The following is a 13,495-nucleotide window of genomic DNA, read 5'->3' as shown; positions in this document are numbered from 1 at the left end:
GTGAAAATGGATTTGGTTATATTTTATACAGTTATTTCATCTTCATCATGTCATTCATCTTTTCCATATTCACTTTTCTTCAAAAAGTCACCTTACCTATGACCAACGAACCGCCTAAAGCGCCCCCGCTTTATCCGAAAAGCCATCTGTTGGCCGCCAGCGGCATCGCCGCCCTGCTCAGCCTGGCCCTGCTGGTGTTTCCCTCCAGCGAAGTCGAAGCCAAGAAGACCACCCTCAACCTCGAACTGGAAAGCCCGGTCGAGCAACTGAAAGAAGAGTCCAAGGCTGCACCCCTGGTGCAGGCCGACGCTGAGCAAAGCTCGCCTTTCGCTCAGATCGAAGAGGCCGATACGGCCACCCAAAAGGCTGAGCAGCAAGCGCCTGCGGTAGCACCAGTAGCCGAAGCCGCCAAACAGCCCGGCCACCGTGAAGTCACCGTAGCGCGTGGCGACACCCTTTCAACCCTGTTCGCAAAGGTCGGCCTGCCTGCCACTGCGGTGCATGAGGTGCTGGCCAGCAACAAGCAGGCCAAGCAGTTCAGCCAGCTCAAGCACGGCCAGGTGCTGCAGTTCGAGCTCGACAAGGATGGCCAGCTGACCAACCTGCACAGCAAGGTCAGCAACCTCGAAACCATTCGCCTGACCAAGAACGCCAAGGGCTACAGCTTCAACCGCGAAATCAGCAAACCCGTGGTCCGCACGGCCTACGCCCATGGTGTGATCAAGAGCTCGCTCTCGGCCTCCGCCCAACGCGCCGGCCTGTCCCACAGCATGACCATGGACATGGCACGCGTGCTGGGCTACGACATCGACTTCGCCCAGGACATCCGCCCGGGAGACGAATTCGACGTGGTGTACGAGCAGAAAGTCATGGATGGCAAGGTGGTCGGGACCGGCAACATCCTGTCCGCACGCTTCACCAACCGCGGCAAAACCTACACCGCCGTGCGCTACACCAACAAACAAGGCAATACCAACTACTACACTGCCGATGGCAACAGCCTGCGCAAAGCGTTCATCCGCACCCCAGTCGACTTCGCGCGCATCAGCTCGCGCTTCTCTGCGGGCCGCAAACACCCGATTCTGAACAAGATCCGCGCCCACAAAGGTGTCGACTATGCCGCACCACGTGGCACGCCGATCAAGGCTGCAGGTGATGGTCGCATTGAACTGGCCGGGCGTCGTGGCGGCTACGGCAATACCGTGGTCATCCAGCACGGCAACCGCTACAAGACGCTTTACGGTCACATGCAGGGCTTTGCCAAAGGCATCAAGACCGGCGGCTCGGTCAAGCAAGGCCAGATCATCGGCTACATCGGCACTACCGGCCTTTCTACCGGCCCGCACCTGCATTACGAGTTCCAGGTCAACGGCGTTCACGTAGACCCGCTGAGCCAGAAAGTGCCGATGGCCGACCCGATTGCCAAGGCCGAACGCCAACGTTTCATGCAGCAGAGCCAGCCACTGATTGCCCGTATGGATCAGGAAAAGGCCACCATGCTCGCTGCGAACAAGCGCTGAGATATGGCGCTTTATCTGGGGGTCATGTCCGGTACCAGCCTCGATGGCCTGGACATCGCCCTGATCGAACAGCGCGAGCAGCCGCAACTGCTCGCCACTCACTATATCCCCATGCCTGCCGACCTTCGCCAGGACCTGCTGAGCCTTTGCGCCAGCGGGCCTGACGAGATTGCGCGCGCTGCATTGGCCGAAAACCGCTGGGCCAGCCTGGCGGCCGAAGGCATTGGCCATTTGCTCGTAAGCCAAGGGCTACCGGCAAGCGCCATTCGCGCCATCGGCAGCCATGGCCAGACAATCCGCCACGAGCCTGCCCGCGGCTTCACCGTGCAGATCGGCAACCCGGCATTGCTTGCCGAACTCACTCAGATCAGCGTGATCGGCGACTTCCGCCGCCGCGATGTGGCCGCTGGCGGGCAAGGGGCGCCGTTGGTCCCGGCCTTTCACGAAACGTTGTTCGGCCACCTGGGCAAACGGCTCGCCGTGCTTAATGTGGGGGGGTTCAGCAACCTCAGCCTGATCGCAAGCGACACGCCGGTGCATGGTTTCGACTGTGGGCCCGGCAACGTGTTGCTGGACGCCTGGATCGAGCACACGCGCGGCCAGCATTACGATGCTGACGGTGCCTGGGCGGCGAGTGGCGTGGTGATCGAGGACCTGCTTGCGGCGATGCTGCGCGACCCGTTTTTTGCCGGCGCCGGCCCCAAAAGCACAGGCCGCGAAGTGTTCAACCTGGCGTGGCTGCACAGCCACCTGAGCAACCAGCCGCCCTATCGTGCCGAGGATGTGCAGGCAACCCTGCTGGAGCTAACCGCTCGCAGCATCATCGACTCACTGTGCAACGCTCAGCAAGGCACCGAGGCACTTCTGGTATGCGGTGGCGGGGCCCGCAATGGCACGCTGATGCGCCGGCTTGCCCAGCTGCTGCCAGGTGCCCAGGTGGACAGCACCGCAGCCCATGGCGTCGACCCGGACTGGGTAGAGGCCATGGCTTTCGCCTGGCTTGCCCATTGCTGCCTGGAAGGCATCCCCGCCAACCGCCCCAGTGTGACGGCTGCCCGCGGGTTGCGCGTGCTTGGCGCCATCTACCCCGCGTAACGCCCTGGCAGAATGCAAAACGCCGCGCAAATGCGCGGCGTTTTCGTACAGCCCGTGATCAGATCGAGAACGAAGAACCACACCCGCAGGTGGTGGCGGCGTTCGGGTTCTTGATGACGAAGCGCGAGCCTTCCAGACCTTCCTGATAGTCCACTTCGGCACCTGCCAGATACTGGAAGCTCATCGGGTCGACCACCAGCGATACGCCTTCACGCTCGACGATGGTGTCATCCTCGGCCACATCTTCATCGAAGGTGAAACCGTACTGGAAGCCCGAGCAGCCACCGCCGGTCACGAACACTCGCAACTTCAGACGCTCATTGCCTTCTTCGTTGACCAGGGTCTTCACCTTTTGGGCTGCCCCTTGGGTGAATTCCAGACCGGTAGGGGTGAAGGTTTCGACGCTCATGCTGATTCTCCCGGCGCAGTTGCCGCCATAAAACTCGATGACGCGCATTATCCGCTTCTCCGAGAAAATCGGTCAACAATTGTGCGGCTTTAGTCGCTCCCACAAAAAGGCCCGCGCATGGCGGGCCTTTGGCTTGCTTACCCCGTTATGGGAGCAGGCCCGCGTGGGACAGGCCCATACGCTCATCCAGGCCAAACAGGATGTTGAGGTTTTGCACCGCCTGGCCCGAGGCCCCTTTGACCAGGTTGTCGATTACCGAGAGCACCACCACCAGATCACCACCTTGCGGGCGATGAACGGCAATACGGCAGACGTTGGCACCGCGCACGCTGCGGGTTTCCGGGTGGCTGCCGGCCGGCATCACATCGACGAACGGCTCATCGGCATAACGCTTTTCGAACAGCGCCTGCAGGTCGACCGACGTATCTGCCACGGTTGCGTACAGGGTGGCGTGGATACCACGGATCATTGGCGTCAGATGCGGCACGAAGGTCAGGCCGATGTCCTTGCCCGCCGCCAGGCGCAAGCCCTGGCTGATTTCCGGCAAGTGACGATGGCCCTTGACTGCATAGGCCTTCATGCTCTCGCCCGCTTCGCAGAACAGCGAACCTACCGCAGCGCCACGCCCAGCACCGCTAACACCCGACTTGCAGTCGGCAATCAGGCGCGACGGGTCGGCCAGGCCGGCCTCCAGCAGTGGCAGCAAGCCCAGCTGGGTTGCTGTCGGGTAGCAGCCTGGTACTGCAATCAGGCGTGCCTGGCGGATTTTTTCGCGATTGACCTCAGGCAGACCATAGACGGCATCCTTGAGCAGCTCTGGCGCGCCATGAGGCTGGCCATACCACTTGCCCCACTCGGTGGCGTCCTGCAGCCGGAAGTCGGCCGACAGGTCGATCACCTTGGTCCCGGCCGCCAGCAGTTCGCCCGCCAGGGCGTGGGCAACGCCATGCGGCGTTGCGAAAAACACCACGTCGCACGCCGCCAGGGCCTTGCTGTCCGGCACACTGAACGCCAGGCCGTCGTAGTGGCCACGCAGGTTCGGGTACATGTCAGCTACCGCCACACCCGCCTCGGAGCGCGAAGTGATGACCGCCACTTCGGCCTGTGGATGCTGCGCCAGCAGACGCAACAGTTCGACGCCGGTGTAACCCGTGCCGCCGACGATACCGACCTTGATCATAACGCTTGCCCCTTATCAACGAGCCCACTGGAAAGCGCACGATAATAGGGGCGCAAGCCGCCTGTAACAACTCTTCGGGTGACCCTTCGGGCGCTTGACCACTACTATCTGACGACCGTGAAAACCTGAAGGAACTCCCTCCATGCTTTACCTATGGATCAAAGCGCTGCACATCGTCAGCGTGGTCTGCTGGTTCGCCGGCCTGTTCTACCTGCCCAGGCTGTTCGTCTACCACGCCCAGAGCCAGGACAGCATCAGCCAAGAACGCTTCGTGACCATGGAACGCAAGCTGTTCCGCGGCATCATGAACCCGGCCATGATCGCCACCTATGTATTCGGCGCCTGGATGCTCTACCTGACCCCGGGCTGGCTGAGCCAGGGCTGGCTGCACGCCAAACTCACCCTGGTGATTCTGCTGACCGGCTACCATCACATGTGCGGCGCGCAGCGCAAACGCTTCGCCAGCGGCGCCAATACCCGCAGCCATGTCTACTATCGCTGGTTCAACGAAGTCCCGGTGCTGTTCCTGCTGGGTATCGTAATTCTCGTGGTGGTCAAACCGTTCTGACGGTAACCCCCATTCAGGAGCCTTGCCATGTCATTGCCCGCCTCGCTCGAACAACGCCTGCGCCTGCCCGTGGTCGCAGCACCGATGTTCCTGATTTCCAACCCCAGGCTGGTGCTGGCCTGCTGCGCCAGTGGCGTAGTCGGCAGCTTCCCGGCACTGAACCAGCGCGACAGTGCGGGGTTCAAGGCCTGGCTTGAAGAAATCGAGGCGGGGTTGGCGCAACTGCAGTCACCGGCACCCTATGCGGTGAACCTGATCGTGCACCCGACCAACCCACGCTTGCAGGCTGATCTGGCGCTGTGCGTGGCGCATAAGGTGCCGATCGTCATCACCAGCCTGGGGGCGGTCAAGGAAGTGGTCGACACCGTGCACAGCTACGGCGGGCTGGTGTTCCACGATGTCACCACCCGGCGCCATGCCGAGAAGGCTGCCGAGGCGGGTGTCGACGGCCTGATTGCAGTCGCAGCGGGCGCCGGTGGCCATGCCGGCACCTGGAGCCCGTTCGCCCTGGTGGCCGAGATCCGGCAGTTCTTCGACAAGACCCTGCTGCTGGCGGGCTGCCTTAACCACGGCCATGAAATTCTCGCGGCACAACTGCTGGGCGCGGACCTGGCGTACATGGGCACCCGCTTCATCGCCACCACGCAAAGCCAGGCCCAGGATGCCTACAAGCAGATGCTGCTCGATGCTCATGCCGCCGATATCGTCCACACCCCGGCAGTCTCCGGCGTGCCGGCCAGCTTCCTGCGCCCGAGCCTGGAGCAGGCGGGCTACGACATCAACGCGCTCAACAATGGCCACGCACCGGGCAAACTCAAGCCGATCGACGACGAAGCCAAGGCCTGGAAAACCGTATGGTCGGCCGGCCAGGGAGTAGGCGGCATTCATGATCTGCCCGACGCCCGCGTACTGATCGAACGCCTGCAAAGCGAGTACCGAGAGGCCCTGGAACGCTGCCAGGGTATTCGCACCCAGGCCTTGTAGCAAAAGGCAACACCTTGCCCGGCCAAGCTGTACACTAGGCGCCCTCTTCAGCCCCCAGGAGCCTTTGCATGACCCGTTACGCCATGATCACTGGTGCTTCCAGCGGCCTGGGCCTGGCCCTGGCGGAAGCCCTGGCACGGCGCGGGCGCAACCTGATCCTGGTGGCACGCCAGCGCGAGACGCTGGAACCGGTGGCCATCGAGCTGACCCAACGCTTCGGTGTCGAGGTGTTGTTCCGCGCGTGCGACCTCAGCCAGCCGCTTCGCCTGTCGGGCTTCGTGCTTGAGCTGGAAGAAGGTGAGCGGCGTATAGACCTGCTGGTCAACTGCGCGGGCCTGCGCACCTATGGGCCGTTCCTGGCCCACGAATGGGCCGACGAACAGGACCTGCTGGAGGTCAACATCCTCGCCATGAGCCGTCTCTGCCATGCCATCGGCAACCTGATGGCCGTGCAGGGTGGCGGGCAGATCCTCAATGTCGCCGGCCTGGCCGCTGTCGCACCGGGCCCCTGGATGGCGGCCTACGCGGCCAGCAAGGCCTATGTGATGAGCTTTACCCAAGCACTGCGCGAGGAGCTCAAGCGTACCGGTATCAAGGTCTCGGTGTTATGCCCTGGCCCGGTGCGCTCATCACGCCGGCGCATTCCCCGGCTCGAAGGCAGCACACGTTGCCTCAGCCCTGAGGAAGTGGCCCTGTACACCGTGCGCGCCCTGGACAAAAACCGCATGCTGATCACCCCCGGTCGGCGCAACCGTTGGCTGGCATTCGCGCCACGCCTGCTACCCCGCTGGCTGGTGCGCAAGCTCGCCGGGGTGATCCATCGCCGCTACTGCCCGGTCGGAATGGAATAGCCACTGGGCGAGCGGCGCTCGGCTGAGTACACTCGGCCCGGACCCTCACCATGGAGCAAGTGCTGTGGACGATCTATTCCTCAAAATCATCAACCGGGAAATCCCGGCAGAGATCATCTACGAAGATGACCAGATTCTGGCCTTCAAGGATATTGCCCCAGCGGCGCCGGTACATTTTCTGGTTATCCCCAAGAAACACATCCGCACCCTCAACGACTTGACCGAGGAAGACAAGGCCCTGGCCGGCCACATCCTGTTCACTGCCCAGCGTCTGGCTGTCGAGCAAGGCTGCGAAGAAGGTTTCCGTGTAGTCATGAACTGCAATCCGAAAGGTGGCCAGACCGTCTACCACATCCATATGCACGTGCTTGGCCAGCGCCAGATGCACTGGCCACCGGGCTGATCCAGGGCAAGCGACCCTTGCGCTATTGCGGTAAACTGTCGGGCACACTCTTGCGGAGGTGCCCGATGGCTACCGAACGTCACTACTCGCCGCTCGACCGCTTGTTGCTGCAGGCCGATACCGCCATGCGCACCTTGCTGCCCTTCAGCGGCCAACCGTCCCGCCCATCCCCGGCCATCGTCCAGCCGGATGCCGACCTGGACGACACCCAGAGCCGCCACATTGCTGGCCTGATGCGTATCAACCATACCGGCGAAGTCTGCGCCCAGGCGCTGTACCAGGGCCAGGCACTGACTGCCAAGCTGCCCCAGGTACGCAAGGCCATGGAGCACGCCGCCGAGGAAGAAATCGACCACCTGGCCTGGTGTGAACAGCGTATCCGTCAGCTGAACAGCCACCCGAGCGTACTCAACCCGCTGTTCTACGGCATGTCGTTCGGCATCGGCGCACTCGCTGGCCTGGTCAGCGACAAGGTCAGCCTGGGCTTCGTTGCAGCCACCGAGCAGCAGGTGTGCAAGCACCTGGACGAACACCTGGAGCAGATCCCGCACGAGGACGAAAAGTCCCGCGCCATCCTTGAGCAAATGCGCATCGATGAAGAGCAGCACGCCGAGTCTGCCCTCGAAGCGGGCGGCTATCGCTTCCCTGCCCCGGTGCGTTTCGGCATGAGCCTGCTGGCCAAGGTCATGACCAAAAGCACTTACCGCATCTGAAGGCACGCCCATGACGGAACGTTTCAGCGCCAAGGACCTGGCGCGCGCCGTGCACGCCGGTATCCTCCAACCGGGCCAGGACCAGGCCCTGTTGCAGTTTCTACGCCAGCAACCGGCAACGCGTGGCAGCTTCCAACTGGCGCACGTCGCCTTCTATTTCGGCGCCTTGCTCATCATGGGCGCCATGGGCTGGCTGCTTACCGAAGCGTGGATGCAGATCGGCGACTCGGCGCTGCTGGCCATCGCCACCTTGTACATCACCCTGCTGACCCTCTTCGCCCTCACTCTGCAACGGCGCGCCCAGCCGATTGCCGCCGGTGTACTGGCTGCGGTCGCAGTCAGCATCGTGCCGCTGGCAGTGTTCGCCATCGAGCGCCTGGTTGGCTGGTGGCCATTGGATGACAGGCAAAGCGCCTATCACCAGTACTACATCTATGTGCAGGGCGGCTGGCTGTTGATGGAGGCGGCAACGGTTGTCGCTGGGCTGCTGATGCTAAGGCTGATCCCCTTCCCGTTCATCGTGATGCCAATTGCCGTGGCACTGTGGTTCATGTCGATGGACCTCAGCGAATGGTTCTACGGCTCGCCGTTCAGCTGGGAGCAACGACGCGAGGTGTCACTTTGGTTCGGTCTGGGCATGCTGCTGGTATTTCTGCTGGTGGACGGCCGTACCCGTGAGGACTATGCCCACTGGGGCTATCTGGCTGGGCTCGCTGCGTTCTGGGGTGGGCTGACGCTGGTGGACAGCGGCAGCGAGCTGGGCAAAGCCCTCTACTGCCTGATCAATATCGGCTTGATGGGCATGGCCGTGCTGTTGCGCAGGCCGGTGTTCATGGTGTTCGGGGCATTGGGTGTGGCGGCGTACCTGGGGTATCTGTCATACGAGGTGTTTGCCGAGTCGCTGCTGTTCCCGGTGGTACTGACCTTGATCGGGCTGGGTGTGATCTGGCTGGGTCTGGTCTACCAGAAGCGGCGGGAGCGGTTGAGCCAGGCGTTCAGAAACGTAGTACCGCAATGGTTGCGGGTAGCCCTTCCGGCATTGCGCAACTGAAGAACGCCGGGGCCGCTTTGCGGCCCCAACAATCCAGAACTTAACCCAGCTCTACAATCTCGTAACCGTGGGTAATCTCGACACCCGCACGCTCGAGCATGATCGAAGCCGAGCAGTACTTCTCCGCCGACAGCTCCACCGCGCGCTTGACCTGGGCTTCTTTCAAGCCACGGCCCTTGACCACGAAGTTCATGTGAATCTTGGTGAACACCTTGGGGTCTTCGCTGGCGCGCTCAGCCTCCAGAAATGCCTCGCAGCTTTCCACTGCCTGGCGCGACTTTCTCAAGATGCTCACCACATCGAAGCTGCTGCAGCCACCCAGGCCAAGCAACAGCATTTCCATCGGGCGCACGCCCAGGTTTCGGCCACCGGCCTCAGGCGGGCCGTCCATCACGACGACATGCCCGCTCCCCGACTCACCGAGGAACATCGCGTCACCGGCCCACTGGATACGTGCCTTCATCTACCCGGACTCCTAATTTTCGGAAAAGGGTGTCAGCTTAGACCTTGTGTGGCTGTGGGAAAAGCTCGAGACGTGTCGGTTTAGTACCGAAACATCCCGTTCTGTCTGATAAGCTGGCGCCAAATGACTGGCGCTCGCCGTCAGACACTTCCTATAAGAAACCTATGCGTCGTATCGAACAGGATTTCGTGATGGTTGCCTCCGCCCTACCCGCCAAGATCAAGAACATCGACAAATTGCTGGTGCACTGCCAGCGCCGCCGCTACACCGCCAAGAGCAATATCATCTGCGCCGGCGACAAGGCCGAAACACTGTCGTTCATCATCAAGGGTTCGGTGACCATCCTCATCGAGGACGACGAGGGTCACGAAATGATCATTGCCTACCTCAACAACGGTGATTTCTTTGGCGAGCTTGGGCTTTTCGAACCCGTAGAAGGCGAACAGCAGCGCAGCGCCTGGGTACGCGCCAAGACTGAATGTGAAGTGGCAGAGATCAGTTACGACAAGTTTCGCGAACTCTCACGGCAGGACCCAGACATTCTTTACGCCCTGGGCGGCCAGATGGCCCAGCGCCTGCGTAACACCACGCGCAAGGTGGGTGACCTGGCCTTCTTCGACGTTACTGGGCGGGTCGCGCGCTGCCTGCTTGAGCTGTGCAAACAACCTGATGCGATGACCCACCCCGACGGCATGCAGATCAAGATCACCCGTCAGGAGATTGGCCGTATCGTCGGTTGTTCGCGGGAGATGGTCGGCCGCGTCCTCAAAGACCTCGAAGAACGCAGCCTGGTGCAGGTCAAGGGCAAGACCATGGTGGTCTACGGCACCCGTTAGTCCTTGGGCAGATCTGCCAGCACTTTGGCATAAGCCTGCGAGAGGCGCTCGAACCAGGGCGCTTCGGGCGCCACTTCGTGCAGGGCGATATGCGCATCGGCGCGGCAACGCTGCTCCAGCTCGCAGCATTCGTTGAAGCGGTTGACCGCCGCGACCATCGACTCACGCTCGTTATCCAGCAGCAATGCGCCATGCACCAGCACCACTGGGCGCTTGCCACCCAGCCCCTGGCGCCAGCGCTGGGCCGTGCCGACCAGCTTGCGGCCATTGAGATTGACGTTGTAGCGGCCATCGCAGAACGCCCCATCGATCTCGCCCACCGAAGCCACCCCGCCCCACTCCCGTAGTACCTCGCACAACGGCAGGCACAAGCGTTCGTAGGCATTTTCGATACGCCCATGGTCACCTTCGCTGCGCGGTGCCACATAGACCAGTGCCACATTGACCGTGGCATGCGATTGCGGCACCGGCTCACCGCCGGTCTCGCGCAACAGCACCGGCCAGCCGGCGATCGCCAGCTCAGCACAGGCGGCTTCGAAGTTGTCCAGGCGGCTCATGCGGCGCGGCATGACCAGGGCATGGTCGGTCGGGCGCCAGAACAGTACACCGTAATCGTGCTCGCCGCGGCAAACGGCGGCCAGCAGGTCTTGTTCGGCGTGCAGGCCTTGTTCAACGGTCAGGGCCAGGGGCTGATCGGTCATTGATCCACCTTTGATGTTGTTATTGGTTCACCTGCTCCGGGAAGAACAACCGCTGCAGTTCCAGCCCAGGCTGTTCAGCGCGCATGAACGCCTCCCCCACCAGGAACGAGTAAACCTCGTTGATTGCCATCAGCTCCACATCGGCCCGGTTGAGAATACCGCTCTCGGTAATCGCCAGGCGATCGCGCGGAATGCGCGGCAGCAGGTCAAGGGTGGTTTCCAGGCTGACTTCGAAGGTGTGCAGATTGCGGTTGTTCACCCCCACCAACGGTGTATCCAGGGTTTTCAGCGCACGCTCCAGCTCATCGCCATCATGCACCTCGACTAGCACATCCAAGCCGACGTCCTTGGCCGTGGCGGCCAGCTCGGCCATCTTCACGTCATCCAGCGCCGAGACGATCAGCAGCACGCAGTCAGCACCCAGTGCCCGGGCCTCGACGATCTGGTAAGGGTCGATCATGAAGTCCTTGCGGATCACCGGCAGCGACACCGCGGCGCGGGCCTGCTGCAGGTACACATCAGCGCCCTGGAAATAATCCACATCGGTCAGCACCGACAGGCAGGTCGCCCCACCCTTCTCGTAGCTGACGGCGATGTCCGCCGGCACGAAGTGCTCACGGATCACACCCTTGCTCGGCGACGCCTTCTTGATCTCGGCAATGACCGCTGGCTGCTTGCGCTGGGCTTGCTCGATCAGCGCATTGGCAAAGCCACGTGGGGCATCGGCGACCTTGGCCAGGCGCTCCAGCTCGGCCAGGCTGACCTGGGCACTACGCGCGGCCACTTCCTCGACTTTGCGGGCGAGAATCTTTTCCAGCACGGTCGGTACGCTCATGCTTCGTTCTCCAGCTTGAATACGGCGGTGAAGGCGCCCAGCTCCTGCAGTTTTTCCCAGGCAAGGCCAGTGTGCAGCACGTCATGGGCAAGTTCCACGCCCTGTGCCAGGGTCATGGCATGATCGGCGGCATACAGCGCGGCGCCAGCATTGAGCACGATCATTTCGGCGGCCTTCTGGCCGTTCTCGGTCTTGCGTCGGCCCAGCGCATCACGAATCAGCTCGTACGAAGCCTGCGGGCCATCGACTGCCAGGCCGTGCAGGCTCTGGCTCTTCATGCCGAGGTCTTCAGGCTCTACCCAATACTCAGTGATCTCGCCCTTTTTCAGCTCGGCAACAAAGGTCGGTGCCGCCAGGCTGAACTCGTCCAGGCCATCCTTGGAGTGCACCACCAGCACATGCTTGCTGCCCAACCGCTGCAGCACTTCGGCCAACGGGCGGCACAACGCTTGGTTGAACACGCCGACCACCTGGTGCTTCACACCGGCCGGATTCGTAAGCGGGCCCAGCATGTTGAACAGGGTGCGCAGGCCCAGGTCGCGACGCGGGCCAGCGGCGTACTTCATTGCCTTGTGATGGCTCTGGGCAAACATGAAACCGATACCCAGGCTCTCGATGCAACGGGCAACCTGCACCGGGGTCAGGCTCAAGTAGATGCCGGCAGCTTCCAGCAGGTCGGCGCTGCCGCTCTTGCCCGAAACGGCCCGGTTACCATGCTTGGCCACCGGGCAACCGGCTGCGGCCAGGACAAACGCAGAAGCGGTGGAAACGTTGAAGATGTTGGCGCCATCGCCGCCAGTGCCGACGATATCGACCACGCCATCGAGGCTCTTCAGCTCGACCTTGTCGGCCAGTTCACGCATCACCGAGACCGCACCGACGATCTCGTCGATGCTCTCGCTTTTCATGCGCATGCCCATCAGGAAGGCACCGATCTGCGTCTCGGTGCATTGGCCGGTCATGATCTGACGCATGACGTCGCTCATTTCTTCGGTGGACAGGTCCAGATGACCGACGATGCGGCTCAGCGCGCTTTTGATATCCATGTTCGATCCTTAGCGGCGGCCGCCGGTCTGCTTGAGGAAGTTGGCGAACAGCTCGTGGCCCTGCTCGGTGAGGATGGACTCGGGGTGGAATTGCACCCCTTCGATGTTCAGAGTCTTGTGGCGCAGGCCCATGATCTCGTCGACCGTACCGTCTGCATGCGCAGTCCAGGCGGTGACTTCCAGGCAATCGGGCAGGGTTTCACGCTTGACCACCAGCGAGTGGTAGCGGGTAACGGTAAGCGGGTTGTTGAGGCCGGCGAAGACCCCCAGGTCGCGGTGCAGCACCGGGCTGGTCTTGCCATGCATGACCTGACGGGCCCGCACGACGTCGCCGCCAAACGCCTGGCCGATGGACTGGTGGCCCAGGCAGACGCCCAGGATCGGCAGCTTGCCGGCAAAATGCAGGATCGCCTCGATCGACACACCCGCCTCGCTCGGCGTGCAGGGCCCTGGGGAGACAACGATGCGCTCCGGATTGAGGGCTTCGATTTCAGCGATAGTCATTTCGTCATTGCGAATGACCTTGACCTCGGCACCTAGCTCGCCCAGGTACTGAACAACGTTGTAAGTGAATGAGTCGTAGTTGTCGATCATCAGTAACATCGGGCTAAACCTCTTGAATCTACTGACTTCAGAATACGAACCTTCCTACACCGCCCGCAGCGCGGCATTGCCACTAAGGGCATTCGAAAACGGATAAGAAGGCAAACAGAAACGGGCCGGGCTGGCCGGCAGGAGATAAAGTCAGGCGCGCCAACGCCAACGGGCGTGGGCCTTGATTACGCGCATCAAGAGTTTGCTGACGATCAACACAGGATAGGTCTCGCTCATACGTCCCGG

At 62.0% G+C, this 13,495-nt stretch carries 16 protein-coding genes; 9 read left to right on the top strand and 7 right to left on the bottom strand.

Annotation, left to right across the window (positions count from 1 at the left end; genetic code table 11):
• Window positions 1–98 precede the first annotated feature (98 nt).
• Both ACSSU5_RS12950 and ACSSU5_RS12945 read left to right on the top strand, forming a co-directional pair.
• Window positions 99–1,520, top strand: coding sequence for a peptidoglycan DD-metalloendopeptidase family protein (locus ACSSU5_RS12950; RefSeq protein ID WP_264310530.1), 1,422 nt, complete (start codon window positions 99–101; stop codon window positions 1,518–1,520).
• A 3-nt stretch (window positions 1,521–1,523) separates the two neighbouring features.
• Window positions 1,524–2,615 carry an anhydro-N-acetylmuramic acid kinase gene (locus ACSSU5_RS12945; protein WP_492561288.1) on the top strand — a complete coding sequence of 364 codons (1,092 nt, stop codon included), beginning with the start codon at window positions 1,524–1,526 and terminating at the stop codon, window positions 2,613–2,615.
• A gap of 58 nt (window positions 2,616–2,673) precedes the next feature.
• On the opposite strand, the gene erpA is transcribed toward ACSSU5_RS12945, so the two are convergent.
• Window positions 2,674–3,024 (bottom strand): iron-sulfur cluster insertion protein ErpA, encoded by a 351-nt coding sequence (gene erpA / locus ACSSU5_RS12940; RefSeq protein WP_099455778.1) that lies wholly within the window; start codon window positions 3,022–3,024, stop codon window positions 2,674–2,676.
• 145 nt (window positions 3,025–3,169) lie between these two features.
• On the bottom strand, window positions 3,170–4,204 hold the full coding sequence (argC, locus tag ACSSU5_RS12935; protein ID WP_264310532.1) for an N-acetyl-gamma-glutamyl-phosphate reductase: 1,035 nt from the start codon (window positions 4,202–4,204) through the stop codon (window positions 3,170–3,172).
• A 142-nt stretch (window positions 4,205–4,346) separates the two neighbouring features.
• On the opposite strand from argC, the gene hemJ reads away from it, so the two are divergent.
• The 6 genes from hemJ to ACSSU5_RS12905 all read left to right on the top strand — a co-directional run bounded on the left by hemJ (window position 4,347) and on the right by ACSSU5_RS12905 (window position 8,774).
• Window positions 4,347–4,772 carry a protoporphyrinogen oxidase HemJ gene (gene hemJ, locus ACSSU5_RS12930; RefSeq protein WP_264310533.1) on the top strand — a complete coding sequence of 142 codons (426 nt, stop codon included), beginning with the start codon at window positions 4,347–4,349 and terminating at the stop codon, window positions 4,770–4,772.
• A gap of 27 nt (window positions 4,773–4,799) precedes the next feature.
• Window positions 4,800–5,756, top strand: a complete 957-nt coding sequence (locus ACSSU5_RS12925) for an NAD(P)H-dependent flavin oxidoreductase (RefSeq protein ID WP_264310534.1) — start codon at window positions 4,800–4,802, stop codon at window positions 5,754–5,756.
• Between the two features lie 68 nt (window positions 5,757–5,824).
• Window positions 5,825–6,607, top strand: a complete 783-nt coding sequence (locus ACSSU5_RS12920) for an SDR family NAD(P)-dependent oxidoreductase (protein ID WP_264310535.1) — start codon at window positions 5,825–5,827, stop codon at window positions 6,605–6,607.
• Between the two features lie 64 nt (window positions 6,608–6,671).
• Window positions 6,672–7,010 carry a histidine triad nucleotide-binding protein gene (locus ACSSU5_RS12915; RefSeq protein WP_492561287.1) on the top strand — a complete coding sequence of 113 codons (339 nt, stop codon included), beginning with the start codon at window positions 6,672–6,674 and terminating at the stop codon, window positions 7,008–7,010.
• Between the two features lie 65 nt (window positions 7,011–7,075).
• Window positions 7,076–7,723, top strand: coding sequence for a 2-polyprenyl-3-methyl-6-methoxy-1,4-benzoquinone monooxygenase (coq7, locus tag ACSSU5_RS12910; RefSeq protein WP_492561286.1), 648 nt, complete (start codon window positions 7,076–7,078; stop codon window positions 7,721–7,723).
• A gap of 10 nt (window positions 7,724–7,733) precedes the next feature.
• Entirely contained in the window at window positions 7,734–8,774 is a 1,041-nt protein-coding gene (locus tag ACSSU5_RS12905; RefSeq protein WP_492561285.1) for a DUF2157 domain-containing protein, read from the top strand.
• A 40-nt stretch (window positions 8,775–8,814) separates the two neighbouring features.
• Here ACSSU5_RS12905 and ACSSU5_RS12900 read toward each other — a convergent pair whose 3' ends face one another.
• Window positions 8,815–9,237: an OsmC family protein gene (locus tag ACSSU5_RS12900; protein WP_264310539.1), complete on the bottom strand. Its 423-nt coding sequence runs from the start codon at window positions 9,235–9,237 to the stop codon at window positions 8,815–8,817.
• Window positions 9,238–9,428: 191 nt separating this feature from the next.
• Between ACSSU5_RS12900 and crp the strand changes: the two genes are divergently transcribed.
• Window positions 9,429–10,073: a cAMP-activated global transcriptional regulator CRP gene (gene crp / locus ACSSU5_RS12895; protein ID WP_264310540.1), complete on the top strand. Its 645-nt coding sequence runs from the start codon at window positions 9,429–9,431 to the stop codon at window positions 10,071–10,073.
• On the opposite strand, the gene ACSSU5_RS12890 is transcribed toward crp, so the two are convergent.
• The 4 genes from ACSSU5_RS12890 to ACSSU5_RS12875 are packed head-to-tail and all read right to left on the bottom strand — an operon-like array spanning window position 10,070 to window position 13,258.
• Window positions 10,070–10,774 carry a lipoate--protein ligase family protein gene (locus ACSSU5_RS12890; RefSeq protein ID WP_264310541.1) on the bottom strand — a complete coding sequence of 235 codons (705 nt, stop codon included), beginning with the start codon at window positions 10,772–10,774 and terminating at the stop codon, window positions 10,070–10,072. The genes crp and ACSSU5_RS12890 overlap by 4 nt on opposite strands.
• 19 nt (window positions 10,775–10,793) lie before the next feature.
• Entirely contained in the window at window positions 10,794–11,609 is an 816-nt protein-coding gene (trpC, locus tag ACSSU5_RS12885; protein ID WP_492561284.1) for an indole-3-glycerol phosphate synthase TrpC, read from the bottom strand.
• Window positions 11,606–12,655: an anthranilate phosphoribosyltransferase gene (gene trpD, locus ACSSU5_RS12880; RefSeq protein ID WP_264310543.1), complete on the bottom strand. Its 1,050-nt coding sequence runs from the start codon at window positions 12,653–12,655 to the stop codon at window positions 11,606–11,608. Before trpD ends, trpC begins: the two co-directional genes overlap by 4 nt.
• A gap of 9 nt (window positions 12,656–12,664) precedes the next feature.
• The gene (locus ACSSU5_RS12875; RefSeq protein WP_027594404.1) at window positions 12,665–13,258 is read right to left on the bottom strand and encodes an aminodeoxychorismate/anthranilate synthase component II; all 594 of its coding nucleotides are present in this window, start codon (window positions 13,256–13,258) and stop codon (window positions 12,665–12,667) included.
• Window positions 13,259–13,495 lie beyond the last annotated feature (237 nt).

The organism is Pseudomonas sp. E1MeOHC2 (assembly GCF_058745025.1).
Note: the sequence above shows the minus strand (reverse complement) of the source record. Positions and strands in the feature narration are given on the sequence as shown.

What these genes read in the sequence shown, in the direction of transcription:
- ACSSU5_RS12950 (WP_264310530.1), top strand. Translation starts at nt 99, where the DNA reads ATGACCAACGAACCGCCTAAAGCGCCCCCGCTTTATCCGAAAAGCCAT.
- ACSSU5_RS12945 (WP_492561288.1), top strand. Translation starts at nt 1,524, where the DNA reads ATGGCGCTTTATCTGGGGGTCATGTCCGGTACCAGCCTCGATGGCCTG.
- erpA (WP_099455778.1), bottom strand. Translation starts at nt 3,024, where the DNA reads ATGAGCGTCGAAACCTTCACCCCTACCGGTCTGGAATTCACCCAAGGG.
- argC (WP_264310532.1), bottom strand. Translation starts at nt 4,204, where the DNA reads ATGATCAAGGTCGGTATCGTCGGCGGCACGGGTTACACCGGCGTCGAA.
- hemJ (WP_264310533.1), top strand. Translation starts at nt 4,347, where the DNA reads ATGCTTTACCTATGGATCAAAGCGCTGCACATCGTCAGCGTGGTCTGC.
- ACSSU5_RS12925 (WP_264310534.1), top strand. Translation starts at nt 4,800, where the DNA reads ATGTCATTGCCCGCCTCGCTCGAACAACGCCTGCGCCTGCCCGTGGTC.
- ACSSU5_RS12920 (WP_264310535.1), top strand. Translation starts at nt 5,825, where the DNA reads ATGACCCGTTACGCCATGATCACTGGTGCTTCCAGCGGCCTGGGCCTG.
- coq7 (WP_492561286.1), top strand. Translation starts at nt 7,076, where the DNA reads ATGGCTACCGAACGTCACTACTCGCCGCTCGACCGCTTGTTGCTGCAG.
- ACSSU5_RS12905 (WP_492561285.1), top strand. Translation starts at nt 7,734, where the DNA reads ATGACGGAACGTTTCAGCGCCAAGGACCTGGCGCGCGCCGTGCACGCC.
- ACSSU5_RS12900 (WP_264310539.1), bottom strand. Translation starts at nt 9,237, where the DNA reads ATGAAGGCACGTATCCAGTGGGCCGGTGACGCGATGTTCCTCGGTGAG.
- crp (WP_264310540.1), top strand. Translation starts at nt 9,429, where the DNA reads ATGGTTGCCTCCGCCCTACCCGCCAAGATCAAGAACATCGACAAATTG.
- ACSSU5_RS12890 (WP_264310541.1), bottom strand. Translation starts at nt 10,774, where the DNA reads ATGACCGATCAGCCCCTGGCCCTGACCGTTGAACAAGGCCTGCACGCC.
- trpC (WP_492561284.1), bottom strand. Translation starts at nt 11,609, where the DNA reads ATGAGCGTACCGACCGTGCTGGAAAAGATTCTCGCCCGCAAAGTCGAG.
- trpD (WP_264310543.1), bottom strand. Translation starts at nt 12,655, where the DNA reads ATGGATATCAAAAGCGCGCTGAGCCGCATCGTCGGTCATCTGGACCTG.
- ACSSU5_RS12875 (WP_027594404.1), bottom strand. Translation starts at nt 13,258, where the DNA reads ATGTTACTGATGATCGACAACTACGACTCATTCACTTACAACGTTGTT.